Raw genomic sequence first — 19,406 nt, 5'->3', positions numbered from 1 at the left:
CGACAGTCCCCCACCCACTTATCGATCAGGTCTCAGGAGGCAACCGGCATGAACGATGCCACGGCTGACGACGATGCAACACGACAGGCACTGCAGGCACTCACCAAAGAAACCGCACAGCTCGACGGTATCGAGCAAGCCGACACGACGGTCGCATCGCTCACTGCCGCCACCGAACCGCTGAGCGAGTCCCTGCACCAGATCACCGCATCCCATCACCAGCAGAACGCGTCGAGTCGCCGCAGTGCGCGCACCAGCGCTCCCGCGAGTTGGACCGGGGTCAGGCGATGAGCCGCCGCGCCACCGGCCGCGTGCACAGCGCCGTCCTGGTCACTCCACGACGCGAACGCCGCCGGATCCGTCGAGCGCGAAAGGTGGCCGCCACCAAGCGGGTCACAACGGCCCGTGCTGACCAAAAGGCCGCAAATCGTTCCGAGTACCAAGCACTGCGGCAAGAGCGGCGCGACACCGAGATCCTGCCGCGGTCCGGTGAGGCGAGGGCCGAGGCCCTGCGGACACCAGGTCGCCTTCGGGTACCGCGTCACCAGGACACCTCGGCGACCCTGGCCGGCGCCTATCCCTTCCTCGCCGAAGGCGGCACCGGCAGCGACGGCGTCTTCATCGGCCAGGACCTCTACAGCGCGAGCTCGTTCGTCTACGACCCGTGGGTGCTCTACGCCCGCGGCCTGATCACCGCACCCAACGTCGTCATGGCCGGCATCGTCGGTGCCGGGAAGTCGTCGCTGGCCAAGAGTCTGTACACGCGCTCGATCCCGTTCGGCCGTCGCGTCTACGTCCCCGGCGACCCCAAGGGCGAGCACACAGCCGTCGCCGAAGCCGTCGGCGGCAGGGCGATCGCGCTCGGTCACGGGATGGTCAACCGCCTCAACCCTCTCGATCCTGGTCACCGTCCGACGGGCGTCGACGACGTCCAGTGGGCCGCGCAGCTCGCCGCGCGTCGCCGTGATCTCCTCGGCGCTCTGGCCGAGACGGTCCTGGAGCGCCGGCTCACTCCTTTGGAGCACACGGCGATCGACGTGGCTCTGGACGACACCGTCGCGTCATCGGACGTGCCGGTGCTGCCGATGGTCGTCGACCGGCTGCTGTCACCCGCGACTCATGCCGACCCCGGCGGTCGCCTCGCGGAGGATGGCCGCCTGGCTGGTCACGCCCTGCGCAGGCTGGTGGCCGGCGACCTGGCGGGACTGTTCGACGGACCGTCGACCGTGCGCTTCGACCCGACGCTGCCGATGGTCTCGCTCGACTTGTCCCGGGTCACCGAGAACTCCACGCTGATCTCGGTGCTGATGACATGCGCGTCGGCATGGATGGAGTCGGCCCTGCTCGACCCGAACGGTGGCCAGCGCTGGGTGATCTACGACGAGGCGTGGCGCCTGATGGCCCACCCGGCACTCCTGAAGCGGATGGACGCCCACTGGCGACTGGCCCGCCACTACGGGATCGCCAACATGCTGATCTTCCACAAGCTCTCGGACCTGGACAACGTCGGCGACCACGGCTCGGCCATGCGTGCCCTCGCCTCCAGCCTGTTGGCGAACGCCGAAACCCGAATCGTGTACCGGCAGGAGTCAGATCAACTTGGGTCCACCGCCGCTGCTCTCGGGCTCACCGGAACCGAGCAAGCACTCCTTCCGACGCTCGGGACGGGGCAGGCCTTGTGGCGGATCAAGGACCGCTCGTTCGTCGTCCAACACCAACTCCATCCGGCCGAGCTGGCGCTCTTCGACACCGCCGGTCGGATGAACGCGTCATCGCCCAGACACCTGAACAGCGAGGCAACGACCAAAGGCGATGGTGACCGATGAGCAAGCCGGCACGGGATCAGGAAGCGCGCGACGCGAAGCTCGAGGCGCTCCAGCGGGGCCTGACCGACGCGGTGGCCTCCCTGGTCACCAGTAACGACTGGAAACGGGCGATGGAGTTCGCCGCTCGGTTCCGGGCCCGGTCGTTCAACAACACCATGCTGATCTACGCCCAACACCAGACCGCCTTCGATGAGGGGCGAGTACCGGAACCGATCCCGACATACGTGGCAGGTTTCCGCCAGTGGCTCACCTTGGGCCGCCACGTCGACAAGGGACAACGCGGCTACGGGATCCTCGCCCCGGTGACGGCCCGGTTCGCATCGCCCTCCCCCAGCGACTCCACCTCATGGCGACGTCTCGCCCGCGGCGAACGCCCAGCTCCCGGCGAGGCCGTCCGGTCCCGGCTGGTCGGACTCCGACCGACGTACGTGTGGGACGTGTCCCAGACCAACGGGGAACCACTGCCGGAACAACCTCGCGCGACCCTGCTCCGGGGAGTCGCGCCGGAAGGACTCTGGGACGGCCTGGCCGACCTCATCACCGCCCACCAGTTCGAGCTGCGCCTCGTGTCGACCGCCACCGCGATCGGTGGCGCCAACGGACTGACCGACTACACCACCCGCGAGGTCTCGGTCCGGATGGACATGGACGACGCGGCACAGGTCAAGACGCTGGCGCACGAGCTCGGCCACGTGATGCTCCACCGCCGCGACAACGCGGACGTGATGTTGCATCGGGGTGTCGCGGAAGTCGAAGCCGAATCGGTCGCGCTGATGGTCGCCGCCGCGCACGGCCTGGACACCAGCACGTACACCGTCCCCTACGTCAGCTCATGGGCCTCCACGGTCACGGACAAGACGCCCGACGAAGTGGTCCGATCCACCGCCGAACGCGTCCGCGCCGCAGCAATCACGATCCTCGACGCGCTCCCAACCACGCAGCTCGGGGACGGCAACCCACCCGGACTCGACCACAAGCCCCTCTCGACACCGCAGCCCGAGTTCACCGCACCGGCCGCCTCGAACCGGGTCGCGGAGGTGACGACGCCATGAGCATCAACGCTGCATTGTCGTACCGACGTGTAGAACGGCCGTCGCTGCAGGTGCCACCTGTGCTGCCGCAGGTCACCGTCTCCGTCGACGAGGCAGGGCACCTCGACGTCCGCCTGGACGCCGAGCCCTACGCGACGGACAAGACCTGGGAACGGTCCGACCTTCAACCGATCATCACGAGCATCGCGGCCGACCTGGCCAGTCCCGTACGCGTCGAAGTCCGCGAGACCGACGGCGCAGTTTTCACCGACATCGTCACCCCAGACGACCAACCTCCGATCGAGGACCCGGCGCCCGAACCCCCGACTGCGGTCGACACGTTGACCGCGACCGGCTTCACGCCCCACGCGCCGGTGGCAGTCGTGGTCATCGTCGCGCACCAGACCGCCGACGCGGACGGGACCGTCACGGTCCACCTGCCACCGTCGCTGCTCGCGACGCACGGCAGCAAGCTGCTGATCGTGCCGGCTCCAGCGGTCTCACCGCCGGTCGAGGGTGCGGCGTGAACCAGCGGGGCAGGTCGGTCGACGACGGCTTGGTGAACCTCGCGCTGGTCGCCGTCGCGGTCCTTGGCGTGGTCGCTGCGGTGCTGCGTCTCGCCGGGGGCGTGACGGCCTGGTTGACCGGGGCGGACACGCCCGCCGTCGGGTGGTCCGGGGCGGTCGGAGTGCTCGCTGACCCCCGCAATCCAGGCGCCGCGCTCGGCTCCGGCGAACTCTCGCCTTGGGCGTTCTGGTCGGTGACGGCCGCAATGGTCGCCGCTGTAGTCGCCTGCGCGCTGGTGGTGTGGCGCCGGATCAATGCGTGGCGGCACCGGACCCGGCACGACCCCCGCAGGTTCGCCGGCGTCGCGACCCGCGCCGACGTCAAGGCCACTGCATCGCGCCGAGCCCTCCTGGTCCGCGCCCGCACCCTACGCCCCTCGGTGCACAAGCCGAAGGCGGCCGACGTCGGGTATCTGCTGGGCCGCGCGCACGGGCAGGACGTGTGGGCGTCGGTGGAGGACTCGATCCTGCTGCTCGGTCCACCACGCTCCGGCAAGGGCCTGCACGTGGTGATCAACGCCATCCTCGACGCCCCCGGCGCGGTGATCACCACGGCGACACGACCGGACAACATCGCCGCCACACTCCGCGCCCGCGAAGCCCGCGGCCCGGTCGCGGTGTTCGACCCGCAGGGGCTCGCCGCGGGTCTGCCGGCTGGGTTGCGCTGGTCGCCGGTCCGGGGGTGTGAGGACCCGCTCACCGCGATGATCCGCGCCGCCGGCCTCGCGTCAGCCACCGGTCTGTCGACCGGCGGTGTGGAGTCCGGCGGGTTCTGGGAAGGCAAGACACGCACCGCGCTGCAGGCGTTGCTGCACGCCGCCGCGCTGGATGGCCGCACCGCACGCGAGCTCTTCAGTTGGACACTGTCGCCGCCGGCCGCGTCCGATGCCGTCGCCATCTTGGCCAGTCACCCCGCAGCCGCCGCGGGGTGGGCGGACTCGCTGGAGTCGATGATCCACGCCGACCCGCGCACCCGTGACTCGATCTGGATGGGGGTCTCGCTGGCGTTGTCGTGCCTGGCCGACCCGCGCGTGCTCGACGCCGTCACACCGAGTCCCGGCGAGCACTTCGACCCGGCAGAGTTCCTGACCAGCAACGGCACCCTGTACCTGCTCGCCACCGGCGCCGGAGCCGGCGCCTCCTGGTCACTGGTGGCGGCGTTCATCGAAGACCTCGTCGAGACCGCCCGCCATCTGGCCGCCGCATCCCCCGGCGCCAGGCTCGACCCGCCACTGCTGCTCGCCCTGGACGAGATCGGAAACCTGTCCCCGCTGCCATCACTGCCGGTGCTCATGGCCGAAGGCGGCGGCACCGGCATCACCACCATCCCCGTGCTGCAGTCGCTGTCCCAAGCCAGAGACAAGTGGGGTGCCCACGCCGCCGGGTCGATCTGGGACGCGTCCATCGTCAAAGTCATCCTCGGCGGAAGCTCCTCGGCCGCCGACCTCCGAGACCTGTCCTCACTGATCGGCGAACGGGACGAGAACACCGACACCGTCTCAGTCGGCGACTACGGCTCACGGTCCCTGCAACGATCCACCCGCCGCGTCCCGGTCCTGCCACCAGAGACGATCCGCACCCTGCCGTTCGGCACCGCACTCGTGCTCCTGCGCAGCGCACCACCCCTGGTCACCGAGCTGCGCGGCTGGACCCGACGGGCCGACGCCGCACGTCTCACCGAACAGCGCGCCAACATCGAAGCCACCCTGCGTCGCCGCTGACCCTCGTCAATAGTCCTGGGTCGCGACATCCTGGCGATCGGCTCGCGCAGGTGCAGCGTTCGGATCAGCCCACACCGGCACCAGCCGCTCGGCTCGCACCCAGTCCACGTGCAACGACAACGTGGTCTGCACGCGCTCGGGGTCGTCGACCACATACACGACCTTGGCCTCCCAGCCGCCCCGTCGGGTACGGCGCCAGCCAGTCACCAACCCCCGAGCCGGCAACTGCCACCGCTCCCGGCGGATCAGGACGAAACGCACGGACCGGTACGCCGGCCACGCATCACGCCGCCCCGGATTCGCACCCATGGCGACACCTTACGCCGCACTCGAACACCTGTTCGACTGGTGGCCTAGGCGACGACGGCGCACCTGTCCGTCGAGACCGACAGCGACCAGGAGTGCACCATGACGATTCCCACCCAAGTGAGCCTGCACGGGTTCATCGCGACCGCACCCGAACTCAGCTTCACCGGCACCGGCGCAGCCCGGTTCTACGCGCGAGTCGGCGTCGAACAGTTCCGCAAGGAGACCGACGGAACGTTCACCAAACTCGAGCCCACGTTCGCCGACCTGGTGATGTTCAACAAGACCGCCGAACGCGCCTACTCCCGGCTCCGGGTGGGCGACCAGTTCGTCGCCTCCGGCTACGTCCACCAGTACGAGCGAGACAAGGACAACCGCACCGTCGAGCAGTTCGTCGCCCGTCGCATCGGACACGACTGCGCCCGCACCCGCTACAGCGTCGACCGCTCCCCTACCCACCAGCCCGACCCGCCCGCCGACCAGATGGCCGTCACCGATTCCCCAGCACCGGCCGTGGGGCTGTGACGACGATGAGCGCCGCACACGACTACGTCGACCAGGAGCCGCTGTTCACCGACGGCGAGTTCGACGACCCACCGTTCCAGACCACCACCTCATTCGACGACGCACTGGTCAGGCCGCTGAACTGGAACCTGCTCACTGCGGACGAAGCCGAAGCCGAATGGCTCGACCTCAACGCCTGGGTCAACTGGCTCCGGCACACCTACGGACTCCCACCGACCGTCGTGCCGCCGTTCTGGCATCGGCACGACGAGCTCGTCTGGGAGCTGTCAGCGCTGCACCAGCACTGGCTGAACTCCTACGACCCGGACGGCTCCCCCTCCGGACCCCTCGCCTGGCACCGCGACTTCGCCGACGCCCGCAACCGACTCCGCGAATGGGTATCGACCTGCGGCACCAAGCTCGACCGCGACCGGCCCACCCGTCAGACCGTCTGGCCTGGCGAACCGGCGACCGTCACGGCGATCGAATCCGTCGTCGAGGACCGCGACGCCGACTTCGTCCAATTCGTCCTCGACGACGTCGAAACCCGCCGCCACGTGGAACTCGGCGGCCGGACCTGACCATCCCCGGTGCCAACGGCGTCGGGTTCTCCACAGATCCAGGACGCAGCCGACTCCACCTGGGTCTCACGAACACACGGTGGTCTCACTACCCGCGACCGAAAGGAATTGCTCATGCTCTTGGCTCACGCTCTCGCACTCGCCGAGGCCCGGTCAGCCATCGCCTCTCTGGCCGACCGCGCCCATACTCGTGACGCGTCTCTGGAGTACGAGCGCGCCCTCCTGCAGCTCGACTGGACCCACCACGACGTCACACCAGGCATCACCCCCGCGATAGACGACGCCCGCGACGTCCTCCTCTGCATCGCCGAGACCGCGATCGACCAACTCGCCGGCTTTGGCGTCGACGCCCTCGAACTCGAGCTCGTCCTGTCCATGCTCGACGCCGCCCGCGCGAGGGACGACGGCTGATGTACGGCGAGAACACCCGCGTCATCCGCGAACAGCTCGCCATCCTGCTGCGCCAACACCGCATCCAACACCGGATCGGCGGACCAGGAATCCCCACCCTGCCGGTCACCACCACGCCAGCAGAGCGGCGCCTGCTCGGTCTTCAACTCGGACGCTACCGCCACGCCGTCCTCGTCTGGGCACTCGAAGCCGTGCGCGCCGTCGACCCCAGCCCCCACGTCCCGCTGGCAGACCGGCGCGACAGGTCACCCGCGACCGAACTGCAGATGCGACTGGACGAGTGGGTGCGGCTGTCAATGCGTCGACCCACCATCGAGGAACTGAACAGCCCACAGCGTTACCCGATGCTCGCCGCATGGCAAGCCGCCGCGCGGGCCGCAAGCCTCGGCGAGCACGACTTCGGCGCAGACATCAGCTTCAGTACCCTGCGCGCCGAACAAGTCCGAACCGTCCTGAAAGACGCGGCGACGGTCACCCGGGCTTTGATCGTCCTGGATCAGCGCTACGCGAACATCCCCGGCTGGCGACAACTAGGCCATGCGCTCCGCGTGGAGGAAGCCGCGGAACGCTGCATCGCGTTCGCCGAGTCCCACGGGACCGACCACAGCGTCGACCTCCGTGGATGGCGGCGGACGCTGGAACTGATCGAGGAACCGGCACCTCCCGGCCTCGCCGGCGTGCTCCACGCACACCACAACCTGCTGGTCTCTCTCAGTTCGATCCCCGATGCCCGCGACCTGCGCCGCATCGTAGCGTCCCAGTTGATCGTCTCGAGGACAATCGGTGGCCTCGCGCCGGAGGACACCGCGCTCCGCGAGGCGTGGCTGGACCGCGAGCAGAAGTACGAACTCCTTCAGCGCTGGACGAGAGACCTTTACGGGCAGGTTGGCCACGGCACACCCGCCGTACCCCACGCGTACCTCGCCGCCAATCGAACCAAACAGTTGACTGTTGACGACCTGCACAACGAGCCGCAACTGCAGAAGCTCTTGGCGCTCTCGAGGCACATCGACGTCCGCCTCGGCCGAATCATCGAAGCAGGAACACGCAAACGACTCTTCTTCGAACGCGTCCCGCTGCCGGAGATGGACAGCCGATCCGCTGCGCTCGTCAAGGTTCCGGCGGCGGAGTACATCCCCGTCCGATCAACCGCCGCGGCCGGTCTCGACGCTTTCGCTAGGGAACACCTTCGAGCCCCGAGGCGATCTGATGATCGCTCAACCGATTCGCAACAGAGCCGAACTCGACTCGATGCAGCACTCGGTCCCCGCAGCTCCGGCGATGGGCAAGGTCCCGTCGCACCAGCGGTCTGACCACATGCTCCCGATCCGCCTGTGGCTGACCTATTCCGCCCAGAAAGACACACCTCCGCAGTTGCCATCTCCGTCGACGTCGGTGAGGTCGGGGAGGTTAGTGCTTACCCACGACGTTGAGAAGACACGCAGGCATGAGCCGACTATGTGAGATCGAGGCGTGCTGCCGCCGCGAAGGAATTCAAAGACTCGTCGGCCCACCGGTAGGCGGCGCTCACCGCATCGGCCGATGGGGCGTCGGCGATATCGCTCGCGACGTATTCATCGAGGGTTCGTAGTAGCCCCTCGGCGGCGTCGGTCGTCCCTGGCGAGGCGTAGAGGCGAACCGTTCCGAGCGATCGGACGACGTCGTCCAAGATATCGAAGTCAGGTTGAGCAGCCCCTTCGCGGTGGGCCTTCCAAACTGCCTCGACGACTAGCCGAGCACCCGACTGAAACTCCTCATAGGCGACACGCCGAGCGTGAAAGAGACGTTCAGTTCGGGCTTCCTCGCGATCCGCGTCGGCGCTCTTACTTGCGAGGATTGCGGCGACGACGACGAACACGCCAGAGAGAACGGCACCGATCGCGACGCCCAGCAGCGTCCATAGAGCTTCAGGCATGCGTCGACGCTATCGTGACTATGACGACGAGAGGCCTCGCTCCTCGTCGGTGCGATACCTGGAAGGGCGAGGCTGTGTCGTGTCAGGAACGCTGGGCCAGCACGTCCAATATTTGCGCTGGTCGGCCCGGTGGGCCCCTGCTTGAGTTGTTCGCGAGGGGCGCCCACGCCGGTGCACCCGGCACGGTCCGCCCGCGAGCCTCCGAGCGGTATTAGAAGAGTTTCCTATGCTCTCGGACATGAGTGAGGCGGAAGCGGGCGTGTGGAGGCCAATTTCCGCGCGGAGGTCGGCGCTGCGCGCGGAGGAGTTGGCGAGTGTTGTCGAGGGATTCCCTACGTGGCTTGCGCCCTCGGTTCGCGAGTGGCTCGGCTCGGCCTCACATGGACTCGACGCGCAGAAGGCGGAGCGTGTGTTGAGGGTGGTTCTCCCCCACTACGCAGGCGCGTACGCTTCGAGGTTCGTCGACTACTGGGACGAGGTCGACGACGACGACGATCGGATCGACCTCGTCGACTTTGTCCTCCGCGAGTGTGAGATCGAGTTTCGGGGTGGATGGGGAGCAGCAGCGCGGAGCGGAGCGGAGAACATCCCGTTCTGGTTGGAGAACATCCTCGCCGAAGGTGGCTCAGCGTGGCGCGTCGTGGAGACGCCTTATTGGGGGCTTGAGCGCCGCGTCAGCGAGGAGACGAGGGGGCTCGTCGAGTCGGCAGCCAGCGGCGAGACGGATGCGGCGAGGGCGATCAGGGGAGCGTGGAACGCGTGCTACTCGCCGAGCCCGGACTATTCGAAGGCCTACGGCGAAGCGGTGAAAGCGGTCGAGGCGTGCGTGTTGCCGCTGACGATTCCGAAGGACGCGGGGGCGACGCTCGGTAAGGCGATCGGTCATGTTCGGGACACGGTCTCGGTGTGGTCAGTCGGTGGCCTGGGTGGGAAATCCCGGGCGCCGGGCGAGACCCTTCTAGCGATGCTAGAGACGCTCTGGCAGGGACAGGAGCGACACGCGACGCCAGAGGGCGCGATCCGAGACGTAGCCCAGTCGGAGGCGGAAGCGGCGGTCTCTCTGGCGGTGACACTCGTTCATTGGTTCACGTCTGGACTCGTTAGCCGCCCTTAATAGCGCGCGTCGTGTGGGGATTCGCCGATGCGGTCCGCGACAGTCGGGACTGCCGCTGTCAGGTAACAGCCGGCGTCCGTCACTCCACCGCAAGTGATCGTTGAGGCGCGGCCCAGTTGACAGAAAGATGGCCCAATCGGTCTGGACCGAGATTGAGAGACCCGAGGCGGGCGTGCCCGTCACCCGCGTTGTCCGCTACGAGCGAGTCAAGCCCTCCAACCGCAGGTCCGCCTGCCACAGTCCCAGTGGGATCAGATCCTGGACGAGTAGGGAACTGGGCCGCTCTCGCCTAACGCGCTCCCCAAGAAGTTCGGCGTCCACCCCAGGCAGTGCTCGATCGAGTTCACCCTGCCAGAATCCCGATCAAGCATCCGTGGAGTGAGAGACGCTGCGAGGCGCAGAAGAACCGCTGACACACGACTTCTCAACCAGAACGTTCAGGCCCAGCCCCACTGCTGGAGAATCTCGGGGTAGGCGTCCGTTTCTCGGTAGTCCCACCAGTGCTCGACATCGTGGTCTGCGGAGTGCTCATCATCGTGATCGTCGAAGCTGAAACCGAGCAAGTTGTGGGCGTCGCGTAGGAACGCGCCAACAACGGTCCACGCGATGTGGCTCGCTGTGAGCACGTCGTGGTCCGCGCTCAGTTTCGGCTCGTAGTAGATCCTCCGGACGACGTATTGCTCACCCTCCGGGCGGCGGTCGTCGGGAAATAGGAGGTTGGTCGCCCGGACGCGCTCCAACACGTTCGCGCTGGGCTCGTCTGACTTTCGCTCCCACCCGAAACTGAGCTTCCGTCGGTTGTACTTGAACAGGTTCACCTCAACTCGGCTGCTCTGAACGAGGGCACCCTGGTGAAGCACGATGTTCCGACCGTGCGAGAAGGCCGCGAACACGGAATCGCCCTTCAGAGCCTCGAACCGAGCGCGTCGCCACTCATTCTGGCCGGCACGTTCGAGGTCGAGTCGCAGCATGTCAACAACTGACTTCAGTGCGCTCAAGAAGGCGTTGGCCGAGAAACGGAACGTAAGTGGGGTGTGGTAGTTCGTCATCATCTGATGCATGAACCAATGCGCTTCTGAGAAGCGTTCGTGCGCCAGGGGCACCGGGCAATCAGCACTCGCGTCGCCCTCGACGGTATTGCCGACGGGGCTAGGGATCTCGAAGTCCGTCACCCACCTAGCAAACCATCCACCGGACCGAGCGACATCAGCACGAGGTGTGCCTGAATAGATCGAATGGGATCAGGTCCTCAACGACCCGCGCCGGACTGCTGTCCGCGAACGTTCGCGCCAGGTAACGGGTTCGTCTTGCAGACGGGTCTTGACCCCGGAAGGGACTGTTGCCGGTCGACGTTCAACGGCGGGTGGGTCCTTCCGCCGCGAAGGCAGTAGCCGGTCCTGAGCTCTAGGCCGGAAAGGTTCGTTCCGGAGCCGGTGAGCTCTTTAGCCATACGACACCAACGGCCACTCCAGCAATGCCCAAGAGCGCCGCCTCGCCGAGTGCCGACAAGACAGTCCGTTGGATTTCTGCTGGAGCCACCCGCGCGACAGCGCTCTGTACGTCGCACTGGACCGTGAACCGACCGCTCGGAGGGGTGGTGAAGATGAGGTCGAGCATCTCGGTATCCGACGTCGTAAATGTGACGCCCGGGTCTCGAAGCTCAATCGGCTGACCATATTCGTCGGCGGCCCGGCACGAATGGCCGTAGCCGCTGTTGTCTGAGTCGTTGAAGTAGATTCCCCACGTCTGGCTGCTTGGCGCTTGGACCTGAATCGGCTTTTCTTCCAGAACCACGCTCGTAGCATCGGATGCCTGCATGGAGATGGCGATCGGCACCACGAAGGCGAACGCTCCGAGGACAAGCAGGAGCAAAGACAGCCAGCCCAGCGCTCATGATCGTCTGCGCGCAACAGCCATGCACGAACCTTGGCACGTCAAAGGACGGTCCGGACCCGAACGATCACACCGAGGCTGCCCGGCGACCACGAGCGGCGGAGTCCATTCGCGTCGGCTTTGGATCCACTCCGCGTCCTTGCCCTGCCTTTGACGGGATGCCGAGGCCGTCGCTGCAGCAGCCGGACAAAAGTGCCGGTGGGGTCTGAAGAAACTGCTGCGTGGGCGCATTCGACTTCGCCGCCTAGGCCGGGCTTTTGGCTCGTCACATTCGGAGGTTCGTCGCTTTCTGCCTCGTCCTTGGTGTCCCGGGCGTCCCTTCATTGCGGGACTGGTATGGCGATCAGGCCGCGCGTCACGGCAAACACATCGCCGACGCGATCGTCCAGCAACTCGACTTCGCGTCGAGCGCAGCGCTGTCCGCGCCCGCCCGTCGCCAGACGAGAAGTCTCCCTAGTCGAAGGCGGCTTCGACCGAGCACATCTGCGGCACCGCGAGCGCCCTGCAGCATTCCACCGCGTTGGGCACGCTGGGCGAAGTGACGGAGCACCTACGGAATGGGAACAGCTCCCTGCGTCCGCTGTCACGGACCCACTTCCTTGGAAGGTGCCTGCTCATGACCGCCGAGCCCGTTGAAGACCGTCGAAACGTCCATCTCCTGACCGTCGCCGAGGCTGCGGCGTACTTGAACGTTCCGCAGCGCTGGGTCGCAGACGCGGTCCGCGCGAGACGAATCCGCTGTACGAGGATCGGCAAGCATGTGCGCTTCCGTCCTGCTGACCTCGAGGAGCTCATCGTGGCCGGCGAGCAGCCGGTGCTCGACCATCCGTCAAAGGTTGCAATCCTCCGGCACGCGTCGAGTGCGCGTTCGCACCTGTGACGGCCTCACCGATCGCCCCGCACCAGCCGCATGACCGGCCGGATGCGCCCTCCGGTGAGCGCCGTCTCGATGATTTCGGAGATCAGCTCGTCGCCGGCAGGCAGCAGGTGACCGTAGGTGTCGATCGTGGTGGTGATCGATTCGTGGCCCAGGCGCGCTTGGATGTGCGGCAGTGGTGCGCCGCCGGCGATGAGCCAAGCGACGTGGGTGTGGCGCAGGTCGTGGAACCGGAACGGCGCTATGCCCGACTCCTGCAGATCGAGACTGAGAGGCTGCCACACGCGCTCGTAGAAGTCGCTGTTGTGGACGGCGAGTCCGGTCGGCGAGGTGAAAACGATGTCATCCGGGAGCCGGCCTTCCACGAGGGGTCGCAGGAGCTCGACCAGGGCCGGGGCGATCGTGATAGTGCGGCGTGACTTCGGTGTCTTGGGGTTGCCAAGGTGATGGCCGCGCATGGCGTGCTTGGGTCGCACCAGCTTCTTGAGCCATCCGGGAGTCTCGGTCTCCCCATCCTCGCCGTCGCGTTTCCAGGCCTTGTTCACGCGGATGGTTCGGTGCTCGAGATCGATGTCGCCGCACCACAGGGCGGTGACCTCCCCGAATCGCAGCCCGGTGCCGACCGTCAGGGTGAGCAGGTCCTTGGCGTCGGCGGCGAGTTGCGCGGCGATCCGGAACTCGTCCTCGGTCAGGAATCGCAGGTCGGCTTGGGATTGGCGGATTCGCGATCGCTTGGGCGCGGTGCGCGCGCAAGGGTTGACGTCGACCTGGCCTTCTTCTTGGGCGTAGGTGAAGATGCCGAAGAGCAGCCCGTGGTAGTTCGCCTTGGTCTTGATGGATCGGTCCCAGTCGATCAGCCAGGCTTTGATGTCCTTCTCGGTGATGGCGTCGATGGGTCGGTTGAAGATCCGTATGCCGCGGACCTCCGTCTCCCTCAGCACCCGCACTTGGGACAGGTACCGGCTGCGCTGCCCGGGCGACAGGTCGACGATCTGTCGCACGTACTCCTCGGCCACCTCGGCGAAGGGCGGCGGCGGCACGTAGCGGTCGTCGCGCGAACGTACGAATCCCTCGCCCTTGACCCAGCCGTCGGGCCAGTTGCCACCTGCGGCCTCGACCATTTTCTTGAAACCCTCAGCGCGAGCGCGGTTCTGCGCGTCGGTGCCGGCGCTGAACGTTTCGATCTGGAACGGGCCCGTGCGGCCCCCTCCGAGGCGCCACTTGACCCGCACTGAGATCCCGCTGTCGGTCCGGTGCCGCTGTTCGATCCATGCCATGTCGGGTGCTCCTTTGACCCTGGTTAGGTGTCATCGGTGCATCCCGCTGGGCCGCATGTGCTCCCCTGGTGCTCCCCTGGGCGCAAATGCAAAGTGGCCCCGCCTGCGTTTCCGCAGATCAGGGGCCACTTCACAGGTGTGTCCGAGGGGGGACTTGAACCCCCATGCCCGTAACCGGGCACTAGCACCTCAAGCTAGCGCGTCTACCTATTCCGCCACCCGGACGTGGTCCCGAACCGGAACCGTGGTGCGTCGAGAACACTACCAAATAGCTCCAGCGAGGCGAACAGGGAGGGGGTGTCGTCGAGACACCCCCTCCCCAGGCTCAGGGGGCCCGGACCTGCGCTTCCACGGTCACCCGTTCGGCACCGAACCCGCCGCCACCGAGGTAGTGGATATCGAGGGTGTGGCGTCCCGGTCCCAGGACGACCGGCAAGACCGGGACGCGCGCCGATCCACCGCTGAGACGTCCGATGCCGACCGGTAGCCAGCCGGCCTTGACCACGACGCCCCCGCGCGCGTCCGCGTGGGCCGAGACCTCCACCACCGGGCCCTTGGGCCACCGGACCGGGTCCGCGCGGGCGCTGAGGCCCAGCACAGGCTCCTCGGACGTGGACATGCCGACCACGGCCGGATTGTGGTCGCTCGCCCGATACGGGCTCGTGTCGTACAGCTGGGTGACGTTCTGGTTGAAGCGGCTGTACTCCCGAGCGATCGACTCTTCGGCATTGATCGTCCAGACATGGGCTCCCGTGACCCGCTCGGCGGCACCGGGTGAGGCGAACACGTGATCGAGGGATCCCATCTGACCACCGAACTGATAGGTCGGATCGGCCCCGTATTCGGCCGGCACATTGACATATCCGGCGTCCTCGATGACGCGGAGGGGGTCCTCCTTGCTGTAGGCATTGAAGTCCCCTGTGAGGAAGACCAGCTCCGTGTCCGCGCGCTGCTGCTCGGACTCGGCGAAGGCGACGAGGGACGTCGCCTGCCGCACGCGAGAGGCATTCGAACTCCCCTGCCCGTCCCCCTGATCCGCATCCTCGCCCGAGCCCGAGCCCTTGGACTTGAAATGGTTGACGATCACCAGGAAGTCGTCCTCCTCACCCGAACCGACCGGACGGAACTCCTGCGACAACGGCTCGCGGGCATTGCCGAACGCCTCGTCCTCGAGGATCACCGAGTCACCCACGAGCTCGACCTCGGCGGGCCGGTAGATGAAAGCCGTGCGGATGACGTCCTCGTCCTCGGGTACTGCTTCCGGGGACGGCACGAAGGCCCACCGGTCCTCACCCGCATGCTCGTTCAGCGCCTCGACCAGGGTCCGCAGAGCAGCGTCCCGGTCCTCGCCGAAGGCCGCCGAGTTCTCGATCTCCTCCAGCGACACGACACCGGCATCGAGTCGATTGATCGCCGCGACGATCTTGGCCTCCTGACGCTCGAAGCTCGCCCGGTTCGCGGCCCCGCGTGGACCGTTGTTGGCGCACGAGTCGACCGTCAGGTTGTCGCCCGCGCGATCGGCGTAGTAGGTGCAGTCACCCTTGCCGGCCGCCGCGTACTCCTCCCCCAGCGTGGTGAAGTAATTCAGGACATTGAAGGTCGCGATCCGCACATCGCCACCCACGTCGGCGGGACCCTCCGTCCGGGTGGACCTCTCCACCACGAGCGGCTCCTCGTCTCCCGCGGCGAGCCGGCTCGTGGGTTGGAGCTTCCACGTGTCGTTCCGGAAGTCGAGGATCATCGGATCGGTCACGGTCGCCCGGGCACCGACGCGAACCTCGTTCTCGGGTGTCAGCCAGGGCACGGGGATCTCGCGATTCGCGCCGTTCAGGAAGTTCACGGTCGAGCCATCGTCCACGGTCACGGCCCGTTCCGCGTTCTCGAGCACCAGCGCCTCGTACTCGGCCGACCCCGGACGCGCCACATCCGTCGGCTGCGCCAGCGGGGCGTCACCGGCCGCCAGACCGATCTGGCCGTACTGATGGGTCGTGTAGTTGTCGGTGACCGTGAAGTCATTGGCCGGGGCCACCAGCATGCCCTCGAGGGACTCGCGCTGAGCCTCCGTGAGGGGGAACTCTACCGACGCGGGTTTCACAGCCTCCGCCGGATCATCGAGCACCTGCCAGCCACCCGCCCGTGGGACGAGCTGAGTGAGTCCGTAATACTCCCCGACCGTGCCGGTGATCTCCAGATGATCGCCGACCTCCGCCTGCGCGGCCAGAGTCGACGAGTACACGAAGAGCCCGTTCGAGGCGACATGCTCACCCAGTTCGAGGTCGCCTCCCGTCCCCTCGGTCTGCAGGTACAGTCCGTCGAATCCGCTCTCGGGATAGACGGCCGTCACCACACCGCGCGTGCGCACCGGTCGCCCGAGCAGGGGGCTCTCGGCGCCCTCGCCCTGGATCTTGGCGATCGTCACATCCTGCGGCTCGCCGGGCTCGCTCGCGTCGCCGTCGCAGACCTCACCACAGGCCTCGGGCGATGGGTCCTGGGCCGAGAAGTCCGCGGCATTGTCATCGGTGTCGGTCAGATCCTCGTCTCGCCCGATCGCCGATGTGACCGAGTAGCCCTGTGCCTGTCCGCTTCCCTCGTAGGTCACCGACGTGCCGTATCCCACGAGGTCGACGAGGGTGGGATCACCGAGGACCGTCTCTCGCTCACCGCTCAGCGCGCCCGCCGAGCGGACGAGTGCCAGGATGCCACCCGCGCTGCCGGAGAAGGCGATGCCGCTCGTGACATCGGGCTCCGGATTCTCGGTCCCCGCGCCCCCATTGCTGTTCCCGCCGACCAGGAGCTGTCCGCCCGCGGGGATGGTGTGATCGCCGAGCTCGATGACGCCGCTGAACCTCCCCGTGCTCGTGGCCGAGCGGTACTGCACCGACCATCCGCGGACGTCGACCGCCTCGTCGGTCGGATTGGCGATCTGCACGTACTTGTTCCGATAGGCCGCGCCGGCGCTGCCGCCGTTCAGATACGCCTCCGAGATGACGAGGCCGTCCCCGTCGGGTGCCGCCGTGCTCGCGGCCGGAGCCCCGAGAAGCCCCGCGGCGAGAGCCAGGCTCCCGAGCAAGCCTCCGACGACCCGACCACGGGTCCGGCTCATCGTCGGACCTTGACCGTCACCGGTACCGAACTGCGTTCGTACTGCCGGTCACCCCAGTGGGTCAGCGTCAGCTGGTGCTCACCCGGTCCCAGCACGAAGGGCAGGGTGTACACCCTCGCCGAACCACCGCTCAGGAAGCCGACGCCGACCGGGAAGCCCTTCGAGGCGACCGTCACCACGCCGGTCGCGTCCGGACGCGCGGTGACATCGATGCGCGCGGGCAGCGGGTAGCGGACCGGGGACGCCTCGGCGCGCAGACCGGCACCGGGGGCCTCCTGCGGGTTCACGGTGACCGGAGGGGTGGTCACGACCGTGCCGGTCGGCTCTGCCGTCATCCGCAACCGCACCTGACCGGACAGCTCGGCGGGCAGGTCGACGGAGACCTCGGCTGCCCCTTCGCTCACGGGCACCGTGCCGAGATCGACGGCCTCGTCGTCCTCGGTGACGGCCTCGACGCGGACCTCCGTATTGGCCGGCGCGCCACGCGATGTGAGATCCAGCGCAGGGAGGGTCAGGGTCAACGTGTCACCGGCGGTGTACTCCTCGGCGAGCCCCTGGACCTCGACGGAGCGGCGGGCGAAGTCGGGCGAGACCGGCGAGGTGGACTCCAGGTACTCGATCCACGCCTCGTAGTCGACCAGTCCGGTATCGGTATTCGTGCCCTCGGCGAAGGCTCGGAAGTTGTCACCGCCCTGGGCCAGGAAGGAGAACGTGGCGATCCGGTAGCTCGCGGCGGGATCGACCGGCTCGCCGTCGATGGTGATCCCGGTGATCCGATCGCCCTCAGGACGTGTCGAGTCGAAGCTGTACGAGACGTTCTCGGAGACCCCCAGCTGCAGATAGGCGCGGCTCGGCACGTCACCGTTCGCATCACGCTGCCACTGCTGCTCGAAGATCCTCTTGAGGGTCTCCCCGGTCACCTCGACCGAGCTGACATTGTTGACGAAAGGCAGGACCGCATTGGCTTCGGCATAGGTGATCTCCCCCGGCTGCTCGGCACCTGACGGCGCATACAGCAGGTCCGCGCGCAGACCGCCCGGGTTCACGATCCCGAGATCGGCACCCGCCTGAGTGTCGGAGACCTTCGCCAGCAGCGAGTCCGCCACGAGACCGCCGAGCGTGGACTCGGCCCCACGGTCCTCGCTCGTGCCGCTGAAGGCCCGGGTGATGTCGGCGGTCTGCGATCCCTTGACCTCGCGCCCGATCTCATCGGCCACCTCCAGCGCGGCATCGACGATGGCCTGGACCTCGCCCACACGGGGGAACTGGTCGACGAGGACGGCATCCTCGGTCTCCGTCCGCGGCACGTTGCGTACCGTGTGCGAGACGACCTCCCCGGACTCGGTGTCGATCGTCAGACCGACCTGTCCGATGTTCTCCCCGTAGCTGCCGGTCTGCAGGATCGGCCGCGTGCGATCGGGCTGACCGGGTACCGGCGCGTCCCAGGCGTACTCCTGGTGCGTGTGCCCCATGAAGATGGCGTCCACGGAGCCCGAGACACCCTCGGCGATGTCGCGGAAGGTCGGGCTCGATGCGACGGCCTCCTCGTAGCTGACGCTGCCATCGGGAGATCCCTCGTGGATCTGCGCCACGATCACATCCGGCGGCGTCTCGCCGGCTTCGAGCTCCTCGACCGCCTCGTTCACGGACTCCGTCACGTCCGCGAACTCCAAGCCCTCGACACCGCCGGGACTGACCAGCGCGGGCGTCTCCTCGCTCACCGCCCCGACCACGGCGACCTCCAGGCCAGCCACCTCGAAGGTTTCATAGGCCGGCAGGACCGGATCACCGTCGGGGCCGAGCACATTGGCCGCCAGATAGGGGAAATCGGCGGCGTCCCCCACGCGGCCGGTGAGATCGTCGACCCCCTTGTCGAACTCGTGGTTGCCCACCGAGCTCGCCGCGACGCCGAGCGCATTGAGCACGTCGAGCGTGGGGATGTCCTCGGAGACCGCCGAGGCGAACAGCGAGGCGCCGATATTGTCGCCATTGGACAGCACGAGCGTGTTGTCCGCACCGCCCTCGGCCCTCAGCTCCTCGACGGTGCCGGCGAACTTGACGGTGTTCTCGTCGATACGGCCGTGGAAGTCGTTGAAGCTGAGCAGGTTCAGGGCGACCTCGTCGGCCTGTGCCGGCGCCGCCGCGAGTGTGGTCAACGTGCCCGTGACCAGCAATGATCCGAGCGCCGCTCCTGCGAGACGGCGCGATGCGCGTGTCATCGATATTCCCCCGATATGGTGTCTGGATACTCCAGGTCCCGACACCATCACCCGAAGGTGAA

Annotated in this window: 18 protein-coding genes and 1 tRNA gene; 11 read left to right on the top strand and 8 right to left on the bottom strand. The window is 67.3% G+C overall.

The genetic code is table 11. The features are described 5' to 3' along the window. Window positions 1–48 precede the first annotated feature (48 nt). From BHE97_RS06440 to BHE97_RS06420, 5 genes are read left to right on the top strand one after another with little or no spacing between them, the layout of a single operon-like run. Entirely contained in the window at window positions 49–291 is a 243-nt protein-coding gene (locus BHE97_RS06440) for a hypothetical protein (protein WP_087623209.1), read from the top strand. Next, entirely contained in the window at window positions 288–1,826 is a 1,539-nt protein-coding gene (locus BHE97_RS06435; protein ID WP_087623208.1) for an ATP-binding protein, read from the top strand. Before BHE97_RS06440 ends, BHE97_RS06435 begins: the two co-directional genes overlap by 4 nt. Continuing rightward, window positions 1,823–2,878, top strand: coding sequence for an ArdC family protein (locus BHE97_RS06430; RefSeq protein ID WP_087623207.1), 1,056 nt, complete (start codon window positions 1,823–1,825; stop codon window positions 2,876–2,878). The genes BHE97_RS06435 and BHE97_RS06430 overlap by 4 nt, the downstream gene beginning before the upstream one ends. Further along, the gene (locus BHE97_RS06425) at window positions 2,875–3,384 is read left to right on the top strand and encodes a hypothetical protein (RefSeq protein ID WP_087623206.1); all 510 of its coding nucleotides are present in this window, start codon (window positions 2,875–2,877) and stop codon (window positions 3,382–3,384) included. Before BHE97_RS06430 ends, BHE97_RS06425 begins: the two co-directional genes overlap by 4 nt. Continuing rightward, window positions 3,381–5,144: a TraM recognition domain-containing protein gene (locus BHE97_RS06420; protein WP_087623205.1), complete on the top strand. Its 1,764-nt coding sequence runs from the start codon at window positions 3,381–3,383 to the stop codon at window positions 5,142–5,144. Before BHE97_RS06425 ends, BHE97_RS06420 begins: the two co-directional genes overlap by 4 nt. Before the next feature lie 6 nt (window positions 5,145–5,150). On the opposite strand, the gene BHE97_RS06415 is transcribed toward BHE97_RS06420, so the two are convergent. Beyond that, complete coding sequence (locus BHE97_RS06415; RefSeq protein ID WP_087623204.1) at window positions 5,151–5,453, bottom strand: hypothetical protein; 303 nt, start codon at window positions 5,451–5,453, stop codon at window positions 5,151–5,153. A 99-nt stretch (window positions 5,454–5,552) separates the two neighbouring features. Here BHE97_RS06415 and BHE97_RS06410 point away from each other — a divergent pair, with 99 nt between their 5' ends. The 4 genes from BHE97_RS06410 to BHE97_RS06395 all read left to right on the top strand — a co-directional run bounded on the left by BHE97_RS06410 (window position 5,553) and on the right by BHE97_RS06395 (window position 8,259). Next, complete coding sequence (locus BHE97_RS06410) at window positions 5,553–5,975, top strand: single-stranded DNA-binding protein (RefSeq protein WP_087623203.1); 423 nt, start codon at window positions 5,553–5,555, stop codon at window positions 5,973–5,975. 5 nt (window positions 5,976–5,980) lie between these two features. After that, window positions 5,981–6,535, top strand: a complete 555-nt coding sequence (locus BHE97_RS06405; RefSeq protein WP_087623264.1) for a hypothetical protein — start codon at window positions 5,981–5,983, stop codon at window positions 6,533–6,535. Window positions 6,536–6,649: 114 nt separating this feature from the next. Then, window positions 6,650–6,946 carry a hypothetical protein gene (locus BHE97_RS06400; protein WP_087623202.1) on the top strand — a complete coding sequence of 99 codons (297 nt, stop codon included), beginning with the start codon at window positions 6,650–6,652 and terminating at the stop codon, window positions 6,944–6,946. Beyond that, window positions 6,946–8,259, top strand: coding sequence for a hypothetical protein (locus BHE97_RS06395; protein WP_087623201.1), 1,314 nt, complete (start codon window positions 6,946–6,948; stop codon window positions 8,257–8,259). The genes BHE97_RS06400 and BHE97_RS06395 overlap by 1 nt, the downstream gene beginning before the upstream one ends. Before the next feature lie 143 nt (window positions 8,260–8,402). On the opposite strand, the gene BHE97_RS06390 is transcribed toward BHE97_RS06395, so the two are convergent. Further along, complete coding sequence (locus tag BHE97_RS06390) at window positions 8,403–8,861, bottom strand: hypothetical protein (RefSeq protein WP_087623200.1); 459 nt, start codon at window positions 8,859–8,861, stop codon at window positions 8,403–8,405. A 238-nt stretch (window positions 8,862–9,099) separates the two neighbouring features. Between BHE97_RS06390 and BHE97_RS06385 the strand changes: the two genes are divergently transcribed. Then, window positions 9,100–9,975, top strand: a complete 876-nt coding sequence (locus BHE97_RS06385) for a hypothetical protein (protein ID WP_140399997.1) — start codon at window positions 9,100–9,102, stop codon at window positions 9,973–9,975. Window positions 9,976–10,412: 437 nt separating this feature from the next. On the opposite strand, the gene BHE97_RS06380 is transcribed toward BHE97_RS06385, so the two are convergent. Both BHE97_RS06380 and BHE97_RS06375 read right to left on the bottom strand, forming a co-directional pair. Further along, window positions 10,413–11,147, bottom strand: coding sequence for a hypothetical protein (locus tag BHE97_RS06380; RefSeq protein WP_087623198.1), 735 nt, complete (start codon window positions 11,145–11,147; stop codon window positions 10,413–10,415). A gap of 232 nt (window positions 11,148–11,379) precedes the next feature. Next, entirely contained in the window at window positions 11,380–11,811 is a 432-nt protein-coding gene (locus BHE97_RS06375; RefSeq protein WP_236757551.1) for a hypothetical protein, read from the bottom strand. 673 nt (window positions 11,812–12,484) lie between these two features. On the opposite strand from BHE97_RS06375, the gene BHE97_RS06370 reads away from it, so the two are divergent. Then, the gene (locus tag BHE97_RS06370; RefSeq protein ID WP_087623196.1) at window positions 12,485–12,748 is read left to right on the top strand and encodes a helix-turn-helix domain-containing protein; all 264 of its coding nucleotides are present in this window, start codon (window positions 12,485–12,487) and stop codon (window positions 12,746–12,748) included. Window positions 12,749–12,753: 5 nt separating this feature from the next. Here BHE97_RS06370 and BHE97_RS06365 read toward each other — a convergent pair whose 3' ends face one another. The 4 genes from BHE97_RS06365 to BHE97_RS06350 form a co-directional block, all read right to left on the bottom strand. Then, window positions 12,754–14,022, bottom strand: a complete 1,269-nt coding sequence (locus tag BHE97_RS06365; RefSeq protein ID WP_087623195.1) for a site-specific integrase — start codon at window positions 14,020–14,022, stop codon at window positions 12,754–12,756. 139 nt (window positions 14,023–14,161) lie between these two features. Next, window positions 14,162–14,247, bottom strand: a tRNA-Leu gene (locus tag BHE97_RS06360). Between the two features lie 100 nt (window positions 14,248–14,347). Next, on the bottom strand, window positions 14,348–17,125 hold the full coding sequence (locus tag BHE97_RS06355) for an ExeM/NucH family extracellular endonuclease (protein WP_087623194.1): 2,778 nt from the start codon (window positions 17,123–17,125) through the stop codon (window positions 14,348–14,350). Then, a complete protein-coding gene (locus BHE97_RS06350; RefSeq protein WP_170931300.1) occupies window positions 17,122–19,344 on the bottom strand; it encodes a 5'-nucleotidase C-terminal domain-containing protein in 2,223 nt (740 codons plus the stop codon). The genes BHE97_RS06355 and BHE97_RS06350 overlap by 4 nt, the downstream gene beginning before the upstream one ends. Between the last annotated feature and the right edge of the window lie 62 nt (window positions 19,345–19,406).

The organism is Aeromicrobium sp. PE09-221 (genome assembly GCF_002174305.1).
Classification (GTDB): domain Bacteria; phylum Actinomycetota; class Actinomycetes; order Propionibacteriales; family Nocardioidaceae; genus Aeromicrobium.
The sequence above is the reverse complement of the archived record's forward strand: the minus strand, read 5'-3'. Positions and strand labels throughout refer to the sequence as shown.